Below are 17,756 nucleotides of genomic sequence, written 5' to 3'. Positions count from 1 at the left end.
TAGAAAAAATATATTTATATTATATCATGACTCTGTATTCAGGATTTGATCATCATGTGGACTTTGTCTTCCTCTTCCAATAAACCGTTATATCAGCAACTTATTCATCTTATTCAGCAAGCCATTATCAATGGTACCCTGGGTCCTGGTGAACGATTGCCTTCTGAAAGGCAGTTAAGCCATCTCCTGAACATCAATCGTTCAACTGTTATCCGTGCATTGAACGAATTGACAGATCGAAAATTATTAATTCGAAAAATAGGCAGTGGATCGTATGTAAATCCGCTCAAACATGAAATAAATCTTTATCCATCAATGAATTGGTATCCTGTCAAATCGGTATATACCCAATATCAGCGAGATCCCTATCAGATTCATATACAAGAATTACGTAAAAAGGCCCAAGAAAAGCATATCAACCTTATTGATATGGCAACTGGTGACCTTGCACCTTCCCTTTTACCAAAAATTGATCCTACCGATTTACCCTGGCAACATGTTCTATCGTTAGAACAAGATGATGAAACTACACTTCTAGGTCTTTATTCTTTTCGCCAGGCCGTTCAATATCATATGAAAAAACGTATAGGTATATCAGTTGACCTATCCGAAATTCTAATTACAACTGGAACTCAGCAGGCCCTTTTTTTATTGACTCAAACCTTGTTAGGGCCAGGCGATCATATTGCGATAGAAACCCCTTCCTCTTTTTTCCGACTTCCCATTTTTCAAGCTTCCGGTTTACGTGTTCATCCTGCTACACTGGATCAAAACGGGGTGAACCCAGAAATACTCCAGAAATTGATTCGTAAACATCCCGTAAAAATGATTTTTTTAAATCCAGTTTTTCAAAATCCAACCGGTTCAATCCTTTCATCTTTTCGTAAAAAAGAAATCCTACGGCTTTGTCATGATAATCAAATTCCTCTTATTGAAGATGATGCATATAGCCTACTTTCGTTTGATGAGAATACCGATTGTAGATCCATCAAAATGTATGACAAATACAAACAGGTTATATATCTTGGTTCTTTATCTAAATATATTGGTAAAGCAATCCGTGTTGGTTGGATTATAGCCCCTCGTCCCATTATCCATCAACTTGCCAATGTTAGACGTCAAATCGAGGGTGGAATAAGTGTTTTACCACAATTACTTGCCCAGTATTATTTAACCCATCAAATGGATAATCATTTCAATTTTTTACAGAAAAAACTTTCGAAAAAAGCAAAAAATCTATGTCATTGGTTAGATCAAAATTACCAATCTCTGTTCCAATTTCAACCTCCAAAAGGTGGACTTTATCTCTATTCAAAATGTCCTCCAGACAAAAACAAGGAATTGTTCACCCTTTTACAGAAATGGTTAAAACAAAAAATAATTATTGCAAAGGGTGAAGAATTTGGAGGGTCTCAAGGAGAGATACGATTTAATTTCTCTCATTTTTCTTCAAAAACAATCAAAAGATTAAAAAATTCATTGTGAAAAGGCAATATCAATTCTAACCTATTTTATACAAATCAAGTAATTTTATAAGGAAATAAACATGTTATTCAGTCACATCTGCGTCGGCACCAACAATATAGAAAAAGCAAAGAAATTCTATGATGCTATTTTCAAGGTTATGAATCTTTCCGATTCAGGATTTGATAAAAAGGGGCGCCCTTTTTATGCAAAGGATGGTCAAAAACTGATTATTTGCAAGCCAATCAACGGACAGGCTGCAACTTATTCCAATGGTGGAACTATCGGATTTCAAATGAACTCTCCCGAACAGGTCAATCAATTCCATGCCGCAGGAATAGCCAATGGTGGTGTGTCAATTGAGGACCCTCCAGGTTTACGCAAAGGAACAAATAAATATCTGGCTTATCTTCGTGATCCTGATGGAAACAAACTTTGCGCTTTTTATGAAGAATAGAATAGTTTCTTGAATGATTCAAAGTTTGTTACATATTATTTACAATCAATGTTCAATAATAATGAACATTGATCAAACATAAATCAATAATTTATTAATATTTTTAATAAACAGTTAATAGTACATTCCCATATCCCAATACATTTAAAATCAAAATATTTAAACTATATAATACATTGATCATTAATTTTTAATGGAAGCTAATCATCAATGTTCAATAACAATTTAACTTTAAAGGAATGTAAAAGATTAATAAGTCTGGTAACCAATTTAAATGTTAGAAACCGATCATTTGTAATCGCTATGATCCTTTGGTTTTTTTTGGGTTTCTTCGGGGTGCATCGTATCTATATCAACAAATTTTTTACCGGTATCCTGATGGCTTTCCTTATGGTTTTAGGATTAGTTACAAAAATATTCCTGATAGGTTATGTTTTTTGCGGAATTGTCTGGCTGTGGTGGATATATGATTTATTTATGCTCTTAATACAAACAAGCAAACCCAAAACCTTTTATCGAGCCTAACTATATTGACAGCTTTCTGAATTTATCTGCCAAAATTGCGCTGATTGCACGTCTCAAACCCAATATTCTGATTTGATGTGAGCGATACAAATATAAATGTGCAATTTTTGCAACCCACCCTCTTATTGCAATATGATGACCAAAAACACCAAAAGATTGATAACGTCCAACGCTGACAAGTGAACCATAATCTTTATAATCAAAAGGGTTGACCGAAGCAGGATCTTGAATCAGTTTTAAAAAATTACGACTTAAATAGTAGGCCTGTTGCGTAGCCACCTGCGAGGTTGGTGGTAAAGAGTTATCCTGAACAGAAGAGCAATCTCCCATTGCAAATACATAGGGAAACCCAATGACTTGTAATCGTGGGGTCACAACAATCTGGGATCGTTTGGAATATTCGACACCATCAATTTCCTGCAATAAATTATCACCTTTTATTCCGGTTGTCCAAGCAACCTGATCTGCAGGAATTACAGCACCATTTTCGAGATATACGTGATCCTTGGTTACTTCCTTTACGCGCGCTGATAACAAAGTATTTATGCCAATTTTATTCATGGTCACTTTGACAGCATTACCAATTTCTTTCTCAAAAGTGGGTAAGATCTGATCCCCCGATTGCACAACTGTCAAATGCAAATAATCGGTAAAATCATACCCAACATACTGTGAAGACTGTTTAAGCTGATAGATAATTTCACCGCTTAACTCAACTCCAGTCGCTCCGGCCCCAACAATGACAACATGATGCTTTTCCTTCAAAATTGCAGCTTGTATTATAAAATTCCTTAAATCATTGTAAAAATCAAGGGCATGATCCAGATCATCAATTGGATAGGCATATTCTTTTACACCTTTAATGTTAAAATCATTGGTTTTGCTGCCCATTGAAATAACCAAGTAATCAAATTCAATATTCCGTTCCGGAAGTATTTCTTTATTGGTTTTGTCATATAATGCGTCTAAAGTGATTTTTCTCTGTTTCAAGTCAATTTTTGAAACATTTCCCGGATTAAAGATATAACCATCACGTTTGGCCTGTGTAAGAAAGTTAATCCCCTGTTCATTGGGTTTCGCACTTCCTGCAGCAAATGTATGCAGCATCGGTTTCCAAATATGATATTCGCTTTTATCAATTAACATTAATTCATATTGTTCAGATTTCAATAAAGAGGATAATCGGGTCACGAATTCCATTCCCGCAATTCCACCTCCTAATACAACAATACGTTTTTTCTGCATTTTTACTTGCCCCTTTACGTGATCTTAATTGAATACTTATAAAGTTTATGATTTAAAAAAAACCGTACAATTGTTTAATTGATAAACTGAATTTTTATTTGAATTATTACTTTTCTTAAAACAACAACTTATTATTTGTTCTTTAATTATGACGTTACAATTTTTAAATAATTAGGTCAATTGCAAATAAAACTATATAATCATGACCTATTTCTATATTTATTTACATGACAATAAAAATCATGTCTCTTGATATTTTTCATTTTAAGAATGTTTTCTACACTTAAAGAAAACTTGTTTGAATATACAAACCTATTCTATAAAATAGATAATCTGAATTACAATTGATGTAGTTATATATTCATATCTTCATGCTACCTAAAAATTTTTCCAAACTTATTCAAAAAAAAGCGATTGAATTGGGATTTGATCAATGTGGCATTTGTGAAGCATCTCTACCACCAGAAAAAACGGTTTTGCTTAAAGAATTTATTTCTCTCAAACGGCATGGAACCATGCAGTGGTTGGAAGATCGTCTATATTATCGTTCCAGTCCCCACCATTTATGGCCGGAAGTGAAAACGGCAATTGTCTTGGGAGTAAATTATGGCCCCAGAGAAAATCCCCTGGAAAATCTTAAACATCCTGAATGTGCTAATGTATCTGTTTACGCCCGTAATCGGGACTATCATGATATAATCAAGGGATGGCTGAAACATTTAGCCCAATTTATATTAAAAGAGACAAAATATTATTCAAATAATGAACAGGTTAAGGTTTTTGTCGATACGGCACCTATCATGGAAAAACCTCTTGCGCAAAAGGCAGGTTTAGGTTGGCAGGGAAAACATACAAATCTGGTTTCCCGTCAATTTGGCAGTTGGCTTTTTTTAGGTGAGATATTGACCACCCTTCATATTCCCCCTCTACCTGCAAGCAAATCACATTGTGGTTCCTGTAAAAAATGCTTGGTTTCCTGTCCAACTCAAGCTTTTCCCGAGCCTTTTAAACTGGATGCAAAACGCTGTATTTCATATCTCACTATAGAATATGCCGGCAGTATCCCCATTGAATTTCGTAAGGCTATGCAAAATCGAATTTACGGTTGTGATGATTGTCTGGCTGTCTGTCCATGGAATAGTTTCGCCAGTCAAAGCCGTCACATCAAGTTACAGGCTCGAACCGAACTTGTTTCACCCCCACTTGCAAAATTTCTTCAATTCAATGAGGAAGATTTCAGAAGTTTTTTCACTGGATCTCCTGTAAAGCGTATTGGTCATTTACGATTTATCAGGAATATCCTGATTGCGGCAGGTAATTCAAATATAGAAAATCTTTTACCACTAATAATAAATTGGAAAAATCATGATAATGCTATTATCAAGGAAACAGCCCAATGGGCATTTGATCAATTTATGATATCCGTATAATTGCAAGCCAATCAAAAATCATGTCACGACATTATTTAAAAAAACGCAGTTTTCAAATTTCTGGCCATCGCACAAGCATCGCTCTGGAACAGGACTTTTGGGATATTTTAGATCAAATGGCGGTATCAAAAAATCTTACCCTGCTTCATTTGATTACTGAAATTGATGCAAAACGGTGTGCAAATCATCCGCTATCCTCTATGCTAAGATTAACAGCGTTACATTTTATATTAAAAAAAATATAGTTATTTGATTTTTCCAACTTTTTTTTCAATAAAAATCATTGACTGTAATTAAATAAATAGATTATCCCTCATATTACAGATAATATATGCCACGAAAACTTTTAAAATAAATTTGCCTTTTAACAAAAGAATAATAGAATGAAGCAAGTTTAATTCTATTATATTAATTCAATGCCTGTTTTTGGAAAAATTTTTGGAACAATCGCCGGCTTCGCAACAAGTGGTCCTCTTGGAGCATTACTAGGTGCTGCCATTGGTCATGCTGCAGATAAAAACAAGCTGTTAAATCCACCTTTGGGAGGATGGGTTGAACAATGGAAACATAAGATCTCTCCCGATCTTGTGGGTGCCAGCACCTATATTGCTGTGCAAATGGCCTCAAATGCCGGTAAAAAAGAGCAAGTTATGGCATTATGTCTCATCATTTTATCTGCCAAGCTTGCCAAATGTGATGGTCCGGTCAACCGAAGTGAGGTTGATTATTTTAAACATCATCTTCATATTCCACCACAGCAAGAAAAGCAAATAGGTATGCTTTTTGATCGGGCCCGTTCAAGAGTTGATGATTATCCAAAATTTGCAAAAATTCTTAAACACAATTTCCAAGAAGAAAAAGGCAAACTTGAAAATGTTTTTATCCTTCTATATATGCTGGCCCGTTCTGATTTAAAAAAATCGGAACCTCTTCATCCGCTTGAAGAAAAATATTTGCGACATATCCAGCATATATTCGGTCTCTCAGAACGAGTATGGGATTATGCAGCCCAAGGAGGCAGTCCCCGTTCTGTTTCTGACGAACCTGATGCATACGTAATACTTGGTGTTGATCCTAAAACGGATACCGAAACTATCCGCAACCGTTGGCGTGAACTTGTTCGCATCTATCATCCTGACCTTATTGCAGCAAAAGGGGGAAATCCACAGGAAATTGAAAAGGCAAACCAAAAAATCGTAAAAATTAATGCTGCATGGGATTATATTAAACATAATCGTGGAATTTAATTTCAACAATTTTCTATATAATCGTTTGGATCAGATTCTTAATTTTGAGACATGAGCATAACATAAAAGATCTTTCGTTATTTGTTGTTTTATTATCACAATCAGATCTTTCATGTCTCAATTTTAATTAATACAAATTCTTTTTTCTGTTGTTTAATGATGAATCTGCTATGTTCTGAATTGTTATTGCCTAAATTGTTATGATTATTTATTTAATTCATTTAAATTGTATGATCAAAATTTAAAATTGTTATAACGAATTAAAAGTTAACAAAGGTTGCCATGAATTTCACCCCATTTTCTTTCTTTAATTTTCCAAAATCATCCGAACTGAAAAAAAAGAATTTTTTATTACCTTGCTTAACTTTTCTGGGCTGTCTTGGCATTTTTCTGAATGGATGCAGTAATCCGCCACCAAAAGATCCTGAAGCCCTGGCTGAATATAAACATAATAATGACAAATATGAGCCAACCAATCGTAAAATGTACAATTTTACAATGAAAATGGATAAATATACGCTGAAACCTGTGGCCAAAGCGTATGTATGGGCGGTGCCAAAAGTGGTCCGGAAATCACTCAGCAATATGATACGCACCATGGATGAACCCGTTGTCTTTTTCTCAGATGTCGGGGCAGGTAAATCAAGACGCGCTGGAGATGCTTTTGCCCGTTGGTGTATAAACATGGTGGCCGGAATTGGAGGATTAATAGATGTAGCCGAAATGGCTGGATATAAACATCATGACACCACCCCCGGTATGACTCTGGCCAGTTGGGGCGTGAAATCAGGTCCCTATCTATTCGTTCCCTTCATGGGACCAACCTCTCTACGTGAAGGTGGAGGATCCATCATTGCGGTTGGTCTGTCACCATGGAATTATGTCCCAAGGGGATATGGCTTGATAACTTTTAACTGGGCATATAATATTTTAGGTGTAATAAGTTCGAGGGCTGATTATCTTGATGCGATGAATCAATTGCAACAGGATTCTTTGGATCCTTACGCAACCATACGAAGTGCCTATCAACAACAGCAAGACGCTGAAATCAAAGCACTTATCGAGGATCATAGAGCAACTGTCCCTGCATGGTATGTTAAATAATTTAGGAGCTATATTTTGAAAATTCACCCTTGTAAAATCTTTTTTCCTGCACTTGCGATTAGCGGTATTCTCCTTGCTGGGAACGTTGTTTCAAAACAAGCGATTTTCCCTCTTATAACCCAAGTTCATGCTTCAGAAGCCACCTATTCCGACAATCAGTTGAAAGAGTGGCTGCGATCCACCGGGAATGAAATGGTTGCCATTGTAAATGCAGATTATTCGAAGACTGAACAAAAAGAAAAATTTCTGCCTATTTTGAATAAATATGTTGATGTCGATGGTATCGCGAAATTCTGTCTGGGGCGTTTTTGGAGAGTCGCCACTTCAGACCAGCAACAAGAATATACCCAGCTTTTTCATCAGGTACTAGTTAATTCAATTACCAATCGGCTTGGAGAATATAAAGGGGTTTCGTTTACCATTGGCGAAATTACGTCAACAGAGGGAAACAAAAAATCCATTCAGACTACCTTGAAACGTCCAAAACAGCCAGATGTCGTCATTCAGTGGATTATTGAAATTAAAAATGGCTCCCCAATGGTTGTTGATATTATTGGTGAAAATGCGTCACTTGCCGTAACTCAAAGAGGAGATTACACATCTTTTATTGCACGTCATCAAAATGATGTATCCGCTTTGATTGCAGCTCTAAAACGCCAACTTCAAAACCACTCCTAAATTAAATTGACCATCATAAAATATTTTATGATGGCATAATAATTATCCTGCCAGTAATCATGATTAAAGAGCGTTTTTCAGATCATTTTATAAATGAACTTGAACAACTATTCACTTGGCGAAGGGATGTCAGGCATTTTAAACCAGATCCTATACCTGACGAAATAATGGATCAATTATTGTCTTTTGCATGTAAGGCACCTTCTGTTGGATTGAGTGAACCTTGGTACTTTATCAAAATTAACAGGCCCGAATTGCGACAGAAAATCCATAATGTTTTTAAAAAAAATAATTTACAGGCAAGCCGTGATTACAGTTCCGATAAACAAAAGCTTTACAATTCTTTAAAACTATCCGGAATGGATGACGCTCCACATCATATTGCTGTTTTTTCCGAACGCAATCCCGATCAGGGCAAAGGCCTGGGACGCAAGACAATGCCGCAAACCACCGCTTACTCAACTGTTATGGCCATATATAGCTTCTGGTTAGCTGCCAGAGCCTATGGTATAGGCGTTGGATGGGTTTCCATCATAACACCAAAGGATATACATAAGATTCTTGAAATACCGGAAACCCTTGAATTTATCGCTTACCTCTGTGTTGGATATCCACAAACGATCCGGGATAAACCAGAGCTTGAAGAAAAAGGTTGGGAAAAACGTAATTCGCAAAAAAATAAATGGATCATCAAATAGCAATTCAAGATTAAGAATTTCATGGAATTTTTTACGGTTTAATTAAAAAAACTTTTGAACAGACACTTTTTATGCTTTGCTATAATTTATGAGTTCTTGTTAAATAAATATTGCTTTTCTATATTTACCTTAAAAAAGAAACCATCTTGATATAAAATATAACCCTAAATAACAAGGGAATTAAGTTTATGAGTCATTCTTCAAATGAAGCGTCAACCATAACAACTCAAGACAATAAATTTACCAATTACCCTATTGCCTTAAGTGTTATTTCAATCGTGTTTTTCATGTGGGGTTTCTTAACCTGTCTAAACAACATTTTAATTCCACATCTCAAAACCGTCTTTAACCTTAATTACACACAAGCGATGCTGGTGCAATTCACGTTTTTTGGAGCATATTTTTTAATGTCTGTTCCAGGAGGCAAAATTGTATCCAGGCTTGGCTATAAAAAAGGAATCATTACCGGATTGATTATTGCCGCCATTGGAACATTTTTATTCTGGCCGGCAGCAACAATTGCCAATTACTACTTTTTCCTTCTTGCCCTATTTATTTTGGCAACCGGCATTACCATCCTGCAAGTTTCAGCCAATCCTTATGTCACACTTTTAGGGCCACAAAAAACAAGTTCTAGCCGCCTTAACATGGCCCAGGCCTTGAATGCCCTTGGAACGACTGTTGCTCCTTATCTTGGCAGTATTCTAATCTTAACCGGTGCCGCTTATACAATACCCAACAGGATTGCATCCGATCCACAGACCATCCAGTTAATTTCAACTCTTGAAAATAATCCAACAAATGATATAGAGGCAATTTTTGCAAAGGCCTCCAATGAAAATGTTGCTTATGCTTTGAAAAACATACCTCCTTATGTATACGAAAAGCTTCCGGATTCCCTAATCCAACAAGAATTACAAAAATTTTCACCCGAATTAATTGGAACAACACTAAACAATATACCAACTGAAAAAAAATTAAGCTTATTAAGTCATTTCACCGCTGAACAAATTGACCAAATTCCAACTGGATCCTTGGTTGAAGCTCTTGAAAGCTTTTCAACCCTGAAATTGCAACCAATTGATCAGGAAAATCTCACACAGCTCAAACAACATATTTCTGATTCAACCAATACTAAAATTGAACAGTATCGTAAAGAACAAGCTAAATCTGTTCAAACACCTTATGCAGTGCTTGGAATTATCCTTGTTTTACTGGCTGGCTTTGTAGCAATCTTTAAATTACCTACCAACAAAGACGACAATCAAAACCAACAGAAACAAAACTATAAACTTTCTGACGTGTTCAAACATCCTCATGCAGTCTTGGGCGCTATAGGAATCTTCTGTTATGTTGGTGCCGAAGTCGCATTGGGCAGTTTTATGATAAATTATCTGACCTTGCCAGAAATAGGCAGAATGTCTGAACAGCAAGCTGCACAATATGTTACTTTATTCTGGGGAGGCACCATGGTTGGCAGGATTGTTGGATCAGCCGTGATGGTCAAAAGTTCGCCAAGTAAAATGCTAAGTTGGTGTGCAATTATCAATCTCTGTCTTTTATTGACAACCATATTTAGCACAGGGTACGTTGCGGTTTATTCCATTGTGGCGATTGGGTTGTTCAACTCTATAATGTTCCCAACCATATTCTCACTTGGTATTGCAGAAATGGGCCCTCTAACAGAACAGGCATCGAGTTTGTTAGTTATGGCTATTGTTGGTGGTGCAGTCGTGCCGTTCATTCAGGGAATGCTAAGCGATGCCATTGGAATTCAGCATGCATTCTTTCTAACCCTGATTTGTTACGCATTTATTCTATATTACGGTGCCAAAGGTTCCAAACCAAAAAAGGTAACAGCATAATTTATTCATAAGTATAATTCTTTAAAAAATCTGAAATCTGGAATACGGATGTGCCTTTAACTGAAAAATTTTTTTTGTCCGTATTCTGGATTTTTCATGTCTGCATAAAAATTACAATATACATTGTATCTTTTTAAATTTTGGTTGAACTATACAGTCATTCTCTCTACGATAATACACTGACATAGGTTAGCATCTTGTATCCATGACGCATGAATTGCTCTTCAACATTCATGCCAATACTTCCAAGAATACGACGAGAGGCTATATTTCTTTCTTTGGTAACCGCCACTATCCGTTGATACCCACGCTCATGGGCGGCCAACAACACAGCAAATGCTGCCTCACGGGCATATCCTTTCCCTTGCGCCCATCCCCATAGTGCAAATCTCAATGCATGCCCACGGTTATCATTGCGCAAGTGTATCCCTGTTATTCCCAAAAATTGACCTGTTCTATTTTGAATATGCTTGCGGACAGTATATATGCCAATCCTATGTGATCCCCAATAAAGAATATCCTCAGCCATTTCCTTTTGCACTTGCCATGAAGATCGAACACCACCCAACATACTACTAAAGGTTAAAACATCCGTTTTTAAAGCCAAAATATCCGGCATATCCTGCCAATTTACCGGCGATAAAATCAAACGTGAAGTTCTTAAATCCAACCAGTTCACAGATATCAAAACTTACATAAAAAGCCCATCATGACAAAAATCATATGGGCTTTTTCAATTTAAATCAATAATAACCGAAATTATCGTGAAATTGGACGATATTTGATACGACTAGGTTCTGTTGCATCAGGACCCAGACGCCGTCGCTTATCCTCTTCATACGCTTCAAAATTGCCTTCAAACCATTCGACGTGGCTATCCCCTTCAAATGCAAGGATATGAGTTGCAAGACGATCCAGAAACCATCGGTCATGGCTGATGACTACAGCGCAACCGGGGAATTCCTCCAAAGCCTCTTCAAGAACACGCAAAGTGTCGAGATCAAGATCATTGGTTGGTTCATCCAGCAGGATTACATTGCTTTCCTGTTTTAACATTTTGGCAAGATGAACGCGGTTTCGTTCACCACCGGATAGAACACCAACCTTTTTCTGCTGATCCGAACCCTTGAAATTAAATGTTCCAACATAGGCTCTCGAAGGAATTGCCCGCTTACCCAGATAAAGGACATCCGTCCCACCGGAAATTTCTTCCCATACGGTTTTATTGGGATCCAATTCATGACGGGACTGGTCAACATATCCCAACTTTACCGTATCACCAATACGTATCTCACCTTCATCAGGTTTATCAGCACCTATAATCATTTTGAACAGGGTTGATTTACCCGCACCATTTGGACCGATTACTCCTACAATCCCTCCAGGAGGCAATTTGAAGTTCAATTTATCAATTAATAAACGGTCACCAAATCCTTTGCTGAGATTATCCGCTTCAATAACAACATTACCTAAACGGGGGCCAGGGGCAATATATATATCCGCAACACCTGTTGCCTTTTCCTGGCTTTGAGAAAGCATTTCCTCATATTTTGCAATACGGGCCTGGCTTTTCGCCTGACGTGCCTTTGGTGAGGAATTGATCCATTGCTGTTCTGCCGCCAGGGCCCGTTGACGTGCACTTTCCTCTTTTTCTTCCTGAGCCAGACGTTTGCGCTTTTGTTCAAGCCATGAAGAATAATTACCCTCGAATGGATAACCACGGCCACGCTCAATTTCCAAAATCCAGTTCGTAACGTTATCCAGGAAGTATCGATCATGGGTAATCAGAATAACGGTACCAGCATATTCCCGTAATGTCTGTTCTAACCATGCAACACTTTCCGCATCAAGATGATTTGTCGGCTCATCCAATAAAAGAATATCTGGTTTTTCCAGCAACAGACGACACAGAGCAACACGACGTCGCTCACCTCCTGATAATTTATCGACTCTTGCTTCAGCTGGTGGGCAACGCAACGCATCAAGGGCAATTTCAATTTGACGATCAAGTTCCCAACCATTACCGGCATCAATTTTTTCTTGCAGATCAGCCTGTTCTGCCAACAAGGCATTCATGGTGTCTTCATCCATCGGCTCGGCAAATTTCATTGAAATTTCGTTAAACCGATCAACAGCCTTTTTTAAAGGGCCAAAACCTTCGGCAACATTTTCACCAACCGTTTTAGTTTCATCCAGCTGCGGTTCTTGTTCTAAATATCCAACCCTGATTCCATCAGCTGCCCAGGCTTCCCCGCCAAATTCTTTATCCTTTCCTGCCATAATGCGTAATAGAGTTGATTTACCCGCACCATTGACCCCAAGAACACCAATCTTTACCCCAGGCAGAAAAGACAAAGTTATGCCTTTAAACACTTCACGACCACCGGGATAAGCCTTTGTCAAATCTTTCATCACATATACATATTGAGGCCCAGCCATCGTTAAGAAGCTCCTTATATCATCTATCTAGTATTAAATATTTAGGGGGAAGAACCTGAGACACTCACCGTTATCTTTTATTGCCCTCAGGCTGGATAAAAAGCGTCTGCGCCTGGCAGGACTCGAACCTGCAACCAGGCCGTTATGAGCGGTCGGCTCTAACCAATTGAGCTACAGGCGCGTTGACGCAGCTCATATTTGCCGCAAAACAATCATTTTTGCAAGCGTTTTCTTTACGTTTATCCGAAAAAACTTTGATTATTACCCATTCCATTCAATTTCATTTATCCATAATCCTGATATCATCAAAAGTTTTGGGATATATTTTTATAATTTTTCCAAAATGTTAGGATCAAGTCCAGATATGACTATCAGGTCATCCCTGTTTAGCAATTTAACCCGTTTCAATATTGATAAATCAACGGCAATTCGCTAGTATTTCTGTTTTAAATAATAATGGAACATGATTATGGATCTTTCTAAGATTGCACCGGGCAAAGACGTGCCTAATGATATTAATGTTGTTATTGAAATTCCCAAGGATTCAAAAGTAAAGTATGAAGTTGACAAAGAAAGCGGTGCTGTTTTTGTTGACCGTATTGTCTTTACCCCCATGGCTTATCCTGCTGCCTATGGATTTATTCCCAACACCCTTGCAGCTGATGGTGACCCTATTGACATGCTGGTTTTGATTCCGGAAGCGGTGGTTCCAGGTTGTGTTATTCGTTCCCGTCCAATCGGTGTTTTAAAAATGGAGGATGAATCAGGCATGGATGAAAAAGTGATCTGTGTTCCACACGATAAAATCCATCCTCTATACTCGAAAATTCATGAAGTTTCAGAGCTTCCAGAAATTACCCGCCAAGAAATCGAACATTTCTTTACCCATTATAAAGATTTGGAAAAGGGTAAATGGGTTAAAATCCAAGGCTGGGACAATAAGGCAAAAGCTTGTGAATTAATTGAAACCGCAATTAAAAAGTATAAAAAATAAATGCTATAAAGAGCGGCAATAATATTATTGCCGCTCTTTAATAGTAAAACGTAGATTTGATAAGTTATCTAGTAAAAATTAATTAGTAATTTTTTTATCCCATGCAGATTCTATCAATAAACGTTGTATAACCTTGTAAACTGGTTCATTAAATTTTTTAGCCATCGCCAAAATTATTTCTCTTGAACGTCTATCACAATTTAACATGCCACGTTTAGGATCTTTATTTCTTGTTCTTATACCTCTTAAGGCAATTTTAATTTGATCCAGAGGAACATTAAGTTTTTGAGATATTTTTTCAAACTCCAAGCAAAACGGTGGTAATCTCAAACGTCGAGCATGAATATATTGATCATGAGACAAACTTGTATGAGATCGATATTTTTCTGTGATTTTATTAACTTTTCCAGCATGAGATGGAATTGAAAGACTAAATCTCAATTGATTTTTATCATTTTTTTGCATTATTTACTCCTTTGCAAAAAATTAAAAAAAATAATTATTTTCAAATCACTCTTTACAATGGGTCTAAATAATGCAAAATAGGAACAATGGTTGTATAACTTTAACATTATGATAATGACATATAACCTTCTTATAAAGAGTGATAAATAATTAATAAATGTTAAATTAATATTAAGACTGCCCGTCACGTATTAATTTTTAACATTTATCACTCTTTTTTATATTAATTCCACCAAGTATGTCAATTGTTTTTCTATAGTAATGTCTATATTTAGTATGTTTTTTTTCAATATCATACTATATCAAGTGATTAATATGAAATTATGTAATATAAATTATATTTTTAATCCATTACCAATCAGATTGATGACCCAAAAGATAAAATATATCTTTACGAATTCTAATCAGTTCTTCCGAGTCTCTATGTCTTGGATAATCCATATTGAGCCGAAATTCACCTATGATATGTGCTGGACGTTGTCGCATGACAATGATGCGCGTTGCCAGTAACAATGCCTCCTCAATATCATGGGTTACCATAATTGCCGTGAATTTTCTTTGTTGCCATAAATGAACCAACTCATTTTGCATTGTAATGCGAGTCAGGCTGTCCAATTTTCCCAATGGTTCATCCAAAATAAGAATGCCTGGATCATTAACCAGGGCTCTGGCCAACGCCACCCTTTGTGCCATGCCACCCGATAATTGTCGAGGGTAGGCATTTTTAAAACTATTCAACCCGATCAGTTCAAGCATCAGTTGAACGGCATGATCGTTCTTTACCTTACGGATTTTGAAACCCAAATTGACATTATCCCAGACTGTCAACCATGGATATAGGGTCGGATCCTGAAAAACAACCACTCTTGATGGATCGGCCTCAGAAATTTCCTGTCCATTTGCCTGAATCGATCCATTCAAAGGTTGCTCAAGCCCCGCTATCATTCGTAACAATGTTGATTTACCACATCCTGATGGGCCCAGTATGACAACAAATTCCTGTGGTTCAATTGTCAGATTAATATCATCCAATACCGGTAAATCATCATTATCCAGACTATAACCATGACTTAAATGTGCAATGTCAATCCTTTGTTTTTCTGCCATACATCCCTACCATTTAATACTTTCTTTTTGCCAACGCAGTAAACGATTCCTAATTTTAAAAAGTAGAGTCATGAAGCTTGTGCACATTACCGCCATGATGATTAAAGCCGCATACATATTTGGATAGGCAGCCCATCCCTGCGCCCATTGCATATAGAACCCGAGACCTGCTTTAACCCCCAGGATTTCCGCTACGACAAGCATATAGAAACAGGAACCCAAAGCCATGAACATCCCTACAAAAACAAAAGGTAAAGCCGCAGGAATGGCAACATGACGAATCAAGAAGGATGAGCTTGCCCCCATCGTTCGGGCAACATCATAATATCCCGGATTGACCCCTGCGATTCCTGACCATGTCAATACTGCAACAGGAAAAGCGGCGGCAAATGCCATTAACAGTTCACCCGCCAACCAACTGGATGGTATAACGGCAAAAAGTAAAGGTAAAAAAGCTACAGGTGGCAAAGGTCCAAAAAACCTCAATACAGGATGGGCCCAATAGCCAAAACGTAAAGACCATCCCATTCCTATTCCGATTAAAAAGCCAATAAGACAACCAAAAATATATCCTCCCAACAGCAACGTTAGGGAATGTAACAGGGAATCCAGTAGACGATACCAATCTGTTATGAATACATCCAACAATTCCTGTGGTGCACCAAAAAAAGGACGCGGCAGTAATAACCACTTTGCCTGTACAATTTCCCATCCTCCTGTAATAAGAGCCAGAGCCAGCAACCATGGTCCATAATATCTAACTTTATTAAATGGAAGCGTTACTACACAAAAAACTGCTATAATGATACATAGACAGGCAAATTCAGTTGTTCTGGGAAAATCATCAGCATTTTTGATAAAATAGGTAAGAAAAGCAGTCCCAAACCACATTATAAAAGCTGCCAATTGCGGCCAATATGCCATTTTTACTTTTTGAATCATAAAGCAAAAATGTCCTCGGTAACTTTATCGGCATACGCATTTATATCGAGAGAAAGAGGAAAAACACCTATTTGTTTTAATTGCTGTGCATAAAAAGATACATTTTGCCGGAGATTGCTGCCAATAACCTGTTGATGAGTTCCTTCTGATTCAAGAATTTCAGTTAACTGCCCAACAGTTGCCTTGGGCGCATAGGGTTTAAAAATTTCAGCCGCCTCTTCCTTATTATGATGCACCCATTGACCTGCTTCCAGAATTGCCTGAGTAAGTGCCTTACCTACCAATGGATCTTTTCTTATCAATGACCCTCTTAAACCGACAACACAGCAGGCGATTTTTTCCCATACACCTGACATATTGGAATCTATAGTGACAAGATGATGTTCCTGCTTAAGTAAATAAGCCAAGGGATCATCCAGTCCTGCAGCCTGGACCGCCTGATGTTTTATAGCCAAAGGTAGAATGTCAGATGGAAACTGACGCCAATTTACGTCTTTTTCAGGATCTATCCCGATTTCCCTGAAACGCATGCTGAAAAAATTTTTTGCTGGTCCACCAATATCTCCAACACCGATTGTCTTACCTTTCAGATCTGCCAGATTCTTTATGGAACTTGTACCAGAAGCCAATAAATGCAAACAGCCAGAATGTAACCCCGCAACAAGTTTAACATCAAATCCCTGCTGTAAAGGTTTCAACCAACGCAGGGCCATACCTGACGCACCATCAGCCTTACCTGTCGACATTGTTTCCAGCATTTGGTCGACAGATCCTGCAAAATCAATAAAATTTACATCCAGATTATATTTACTAAAAAAACCCTTGGCTTGTGCAACTGGAAAGGCAACCGTACATATTGAATCCGCACTCCAAGCAAGTGTTATTTTTCTTGCAGCACCCTGAAGTTTTTGCACTGTTCCCAAATCAGGAAAATGACTATCTCCAGTTTGAGATTGCTCTTCAGCGAAGGCCTGATTTCCACAACGACCGGCGATTAAAGCGGCACCAGAAGCCATTAGAAAGGAACGCGTAAATTTACGACGGTTGATGCGATCAAAATCCATAAGGTTTTTCCTTATTATAAATCAGAGAATTT

Annotated in this window: 18 protein-coding genes and 1 tRNA gene; 11 read left to right on the top strand and 8 right to left on the bottom strand. The window is 37.4% G+C overall.

Going from position 1 to position 17,756, the window contains the following annotated elements; all coding sequences use genetic code 11:
* Positions 1-54: 54 nt before the first annotated feature.
* The 3 genes from H3R28_RS03910 (at position 55) to H3R28_RS09040 (ending at position 2,446) form a co-directional block, all read left to right on the top strand.
* On the top strand, positions 55-1,485 hold the full coding sequence (locus H3R28_RS03910) for a PLP-dependent aminotransferase family protein (RefSeq protein ID WP_198209662.1): 1,431 nt from the start codon (positions 55-57) through the stop codon (positions 1,483-1,485).
* Between the two features lie 61 nt (positions 1,486-1,546).
* Positions 1,547-1,921: a VOC family protein gene (locus tag H3R28_RS03905; RefSeq protein ID WP_122123280.1), complete on the top strand. Its 375-nt coding sequence runs from the start codon at positions 1,547-1,549 to the stop codon at positions 1,919-1,921.
* A gap of 210 nt (positions 1,922-2,131) precedes the next feature.
* Positions 2,132-2,446, top strand: coding sequence for an NINE protein (locus H3R28_RS09040; protein WP_122123279.1), 315 nt, complete (start codon positions 2,132-2,134; stop codon positions 2,444-2,446).
* Here the strand turns inward: H3R28_RS09040 and H3R28_RS03895 are convergent, their stop codons facing one another.
* The gene (locus tag H3R28_RS03895; RefSeq protein WP_198209660.1) at positions 2,447-3,691 is read right to left on the bottom strand and encodes an NAD(P)/FAD-dependent oxidoreductase; all 1,245 of its coding nucleotides are present in this window, start codon (positions 3,689-3,691) and stop codon (positions 2,447-2,449) included.
* Positions 3,692-4,062: 371 nt separating this feature from the next.
* Here H3R28_RS03895 and queG point away from each other — a divergent pair, with 371 nt between their 5' ends.
* From queG to H3R28_RS03860, 7 genes are all read left to right on the top strand, one after another.
* Positions 4,063-5,121 (top strand): tRNA epoxyqueuosine(34) reductase QueG, encoded by a 1,059-nt coding sequence (queG, locus tag H3R28_RS03890; RefSeq protein ID WP_198209658.1) that lies wholly within the window; start codon positions 4,063-4,065, stop codon positions 5,119-5,121.
* A 20-nt stretch (positions 5,122-5,141) separates the two neighbouring features.
* Positions 5,142-5,366: a ribbon-helix-helix domain-containing protein gene (locus H3R28_RS03885; RefSeq protein WP_155565136.1), complete on the top strand. Its 225-nt coding sequence runs from the start codon at positions 5,142-5,144 to the stop codon at positions 5,364-5,366.
* A gap of 171 nt (positions 5,367-5,537) precedes the next feature.
* Complete coding sequence (locus H3R28_RS03880) at positions 5,538-6,368, top strand: TerB family tellurite resistance protein (RefSeq protein ID WP_110438695.1); 831 nt, start codon at positions 5,538-5,540, stop codon at positions 6,366-6,368.
* 282 nt (positions 6,369-6,650) lie between these two features.
* Positions 6,651-7,472 carry a VacJ family lipoprotein gene (locus H3R28_RS03875; protein WP_198209656.1) on the top strand — a complete coding sequence of 274 codons (822 nt, stop codon included), beginning with the start codon at positions 6,651-6,653 and terminating at the stop codon, positions 7,470-7,472.
* A gap of 15 nt (positions 7,473-7,487) precedes the next feature.
* Complete coding sequence (locus H3R28_RS03870; RefSeq protein ID WP_110438693.1) at positions 7,488-8,150, top strand: phospholipid-binding protein MlaC; 663 nt, start codon at positions 7,488-7,490, stop codon at positions 8,148-8,150.
* Between the two features lie 59 nt (positions 8,151-8,209).
* Entirely contained in the window at positions 8,210-8,848 is a 639-nt protein-coding gene (gene bluB / locus H3R28_RS03865; protein ID WP_198209654.1) for a 5,6-dimethylbenzimidazole synthase, read from the top strand.
* Positions 8,849-9,036: 188 nt separating this feature from the next.
* On the top strand, positions 9,037-10,713 hold the full coding sequence (locus tag H3R28_RS03860) for a sugar MFS transporter (protein ID WP_232351215.1): 1,677 nt from the start codon (positions 9,037-9,039) through the stop codon (positions 10,711-10,713).
* Between the two features lie 166 nt (positions 10,714-10,879).
* Here the strand turns inward: H3R28_RS03860 and H3R28_RS03855 are convergent, their stop codons facing one another.
* The 3 genes from H3R28_RS03855 to H3R28_RS03845 form a co-directional block, all read right to left on the bottom strand.
* Positions 10,880-11,392, bottom strand: coding sequence for a GNAT family N-acetyltransferase (locus H3R28_RS03855; protein ID WP_198193405.1), 513 nt, complete (start codon positions 11,390-11,392; stop codon positions 10,880-10,882).
* A gap of 80 nt (positions 11,393-11,472) precedes the next feature.
* The gene (gene ettA, locus H3R28_RS03850; protein ID WP_198209646.1) at positions 11,473-13,152 is read right to left on the bottom strand and encodes an energy-dependent translational throttle protein EttA; all 1,680 of its coding nucleotides are present in this window, start codon (positions 13,150-13,152) and stop codon (positions 11,473-11,475) included.
* A gap of 107 nt (positions 13,153-13,259) precedes the next feature.
* Positions 13,260-13,333: transfer RNA gene (locus H3R28_RS03845), tRNA-Ile, on the bottom strand.
* Positions 13,334-13,621: 288 nt separating this feature from the next.
* On the opposite strand from H3R28_RS03845, the gene ppa reads away from it, so the two are divergent.
* Positions 13,622-14,146, top strand: a complete 525-nt coding sequence (ppa, locus tag H3R28_RS03840) for an inorganic diphosphatase (RefSeq protein WP_198209644.1) — start codon at positions 13,622-13,624, stop codon at positions 14,144-14,146.
* Between the two features lie 78 nt (positions 14,147-14,224).
* Here ppa and H3R28_RS03835 read toward each other — a convergent pair whose 3' ends face one another.
* The 4 genes from H3R28_RS03835 to H3R28_RS03820 all read right to left on the bottom strand — a co-directional run bounded on the left by H3R28_RS03835 (position 14,225) and on the right by H3R28_RS03820 (position 17,724).
* Positions 14,225-14,611, bottom strand: coding sequence for a hypothetical protein (locus tag H3R28_RS03835; protein ID WP_110438687.1), 387 nt, complete (start codon positions 14,609-14,611; stop codon positions 14,225-14,227).
* Between the two features lie 351 nt (positions 14,612-14,962).
* Positions 14,963-15,718, bottom strand: a complete 756-nt coding sequence (locus H3R28_RS03830; RefSeq protein WP_198209642.1) for an ABC transporter ATP-binding protein — start codon at positions 15,716-15,718, stop codon at positions 14,963-14,965.
* A gap of 6 nt (positions 15,719-15,724) precedes the next feature.
* A complete protein-coding gene (locus H3R28_RS03825) occupies positions 15,725-16,660 on the bottom strand; it encodes an ABC transporter permease (RefSeq protein WP_198209640.1) in 936 nt (311 codons plus the stop codon).
* On the bottom strand, positions 16,657-17,724 hold the full coding sequence (locus tag H3R28_RS03820) for an ABC transporter substrate-binding protein (RefSeq protein WP_198209638.1): 1,068 nt from the start codon (positions 17,722-17,724) through the stop codon (positions 16,657-16,659). The genes H3R28_RS03825 and H3R28_RS03820 overlap by 4 nt, the downstream gene beginning before the upstream one ends.
* Positions 17,725-17,756 lie beyond the last annotated feature (32 nt).

The organism is Commensalibacter sp. M0268 (assembly GCF_016101925.1).
Classification (GTDB): domain Bacteria; phylum Pseudomonadota; class Alphaproteobacteria; order Acetobacterales; family Acetobacteraceae; genus Commensalibacter; species Commensalibacter melissae.
This window is presented reverse-complemented; position numbering and strand designations above follow the sequence as displayed.

Excerpts from the sequence above, each read along its gene's own strand:
- H3R28_RS03910 (WP_198209662.1), top strand. The coding sequence starts at position 55 with ATGTGGACTTTGTCTTCCTCTTCCAATAAACCGTTATATCAGCAACTT.
- H3R28_RS03905 (WP_122123280.1), top strand. The coding sequence starts at position 1,547 with ATGTTATTCAGTCACATCTGCGTCGGCACCAACAATATAGAAAAAGCA.
- H3R28_RS09040 (WP_122123279.1), top strand. The coding sequence starts at position 2,132 with ATGTTCAATAACAATTTAACTTTAAAGGAATGTAAAAGATTAATAAGT.
- H3R28_RS03895 (WP_198209660.1), bottom strand. The coding sequence starts at position 3,691 with ATGCAGAAAAAACGTATTGTTGTATTAGGAGGTGGAATTGCGGGAATG.
- queG (WP_198209658.1), top strand. The coding sequence starts at position 4,063 with ATGCTACCTAAAAATTTTTCCAAACTTATTCAAAAAAAAGCGATTGAA.
- H3R28_RS03885 (WP_155565136.1), top strand. The coding sequence starts at position 5,142 with ATGTCACGACATTATTTAAAAAAACGCAGTTTTCAAATTTCTGGCCAT.
- H3R28_RS03880 (WP_110438695.1), top strand. The coding sequence starts at position 5,538 with ATGCCTGTTTTTGGAAAAATTTTTGGAACAATCGCCGGCTTCGCAACA.
- H3R28_RS03875 (WP_198209656.1), top strand. The coding sequence starts at position 6,651 with ATGAATTTCACCCCATTTTCTTTCTTTAATTTTCCAAAATCATCCGAA.
- bluB (WP_198209654.1), top strand. The coding sequence starts at position 8,210 with ATGATTAAAGAGCGTTTTTCAGATCATTTTATAAATGAACTTGAACAA.
- H3R28_RS03860 (WP_232351215.1), top strand. The coding sequence starts at position 9,037 with ATGAGTCATTCTTCAAATGAAGCGTCAACCATAACAACTCAAGACAAT.
- ettA (WP_198209646.1), bottom strand. The coding sequence starts at position 13,152 with ATGGCTGGGCCTCAATATGTATATGTGATGAAAGATTTGACAAAGGCT.
- ppa (WP_198209644.1), top strand. The coding sequence starts at position 13,622 with ATGGATCTTTCTAAGATTGCACCGGGCAAAGACGTGCCTAATGATATT.
- H3R28_RS03835 (WP_110438687.1), bottom strand. The coding sequence starts at position 14,611 with ATGCAAAAAAATGATAAAAATCAATTGAGATTTAGTCTTTCAATTCCA.
- H3R28_RS03830 (WP_198209642.1), bottom strand. The coding sequence starts at position 15,718 with ATGGCAGAAAAACAAAGGATTGACATTGCACATTTAAGTCATGGTTAT.
- H3R28_RS03825 (WP_198209640.1), bottom strand. The coding sequence starts at position 16,660 with ATGATTCAAAAAGTAAAAATGGCATATTGGCCGCAATTGGCAGCTTTT.
- H3R28_RS03820 (WP_198209638.1), bottom strand. The coding sequence starts at position 17,724 with ATGGATTTTGATCGCATCAACCGTCGTAAATTTACGCGTTCCTTTCTA.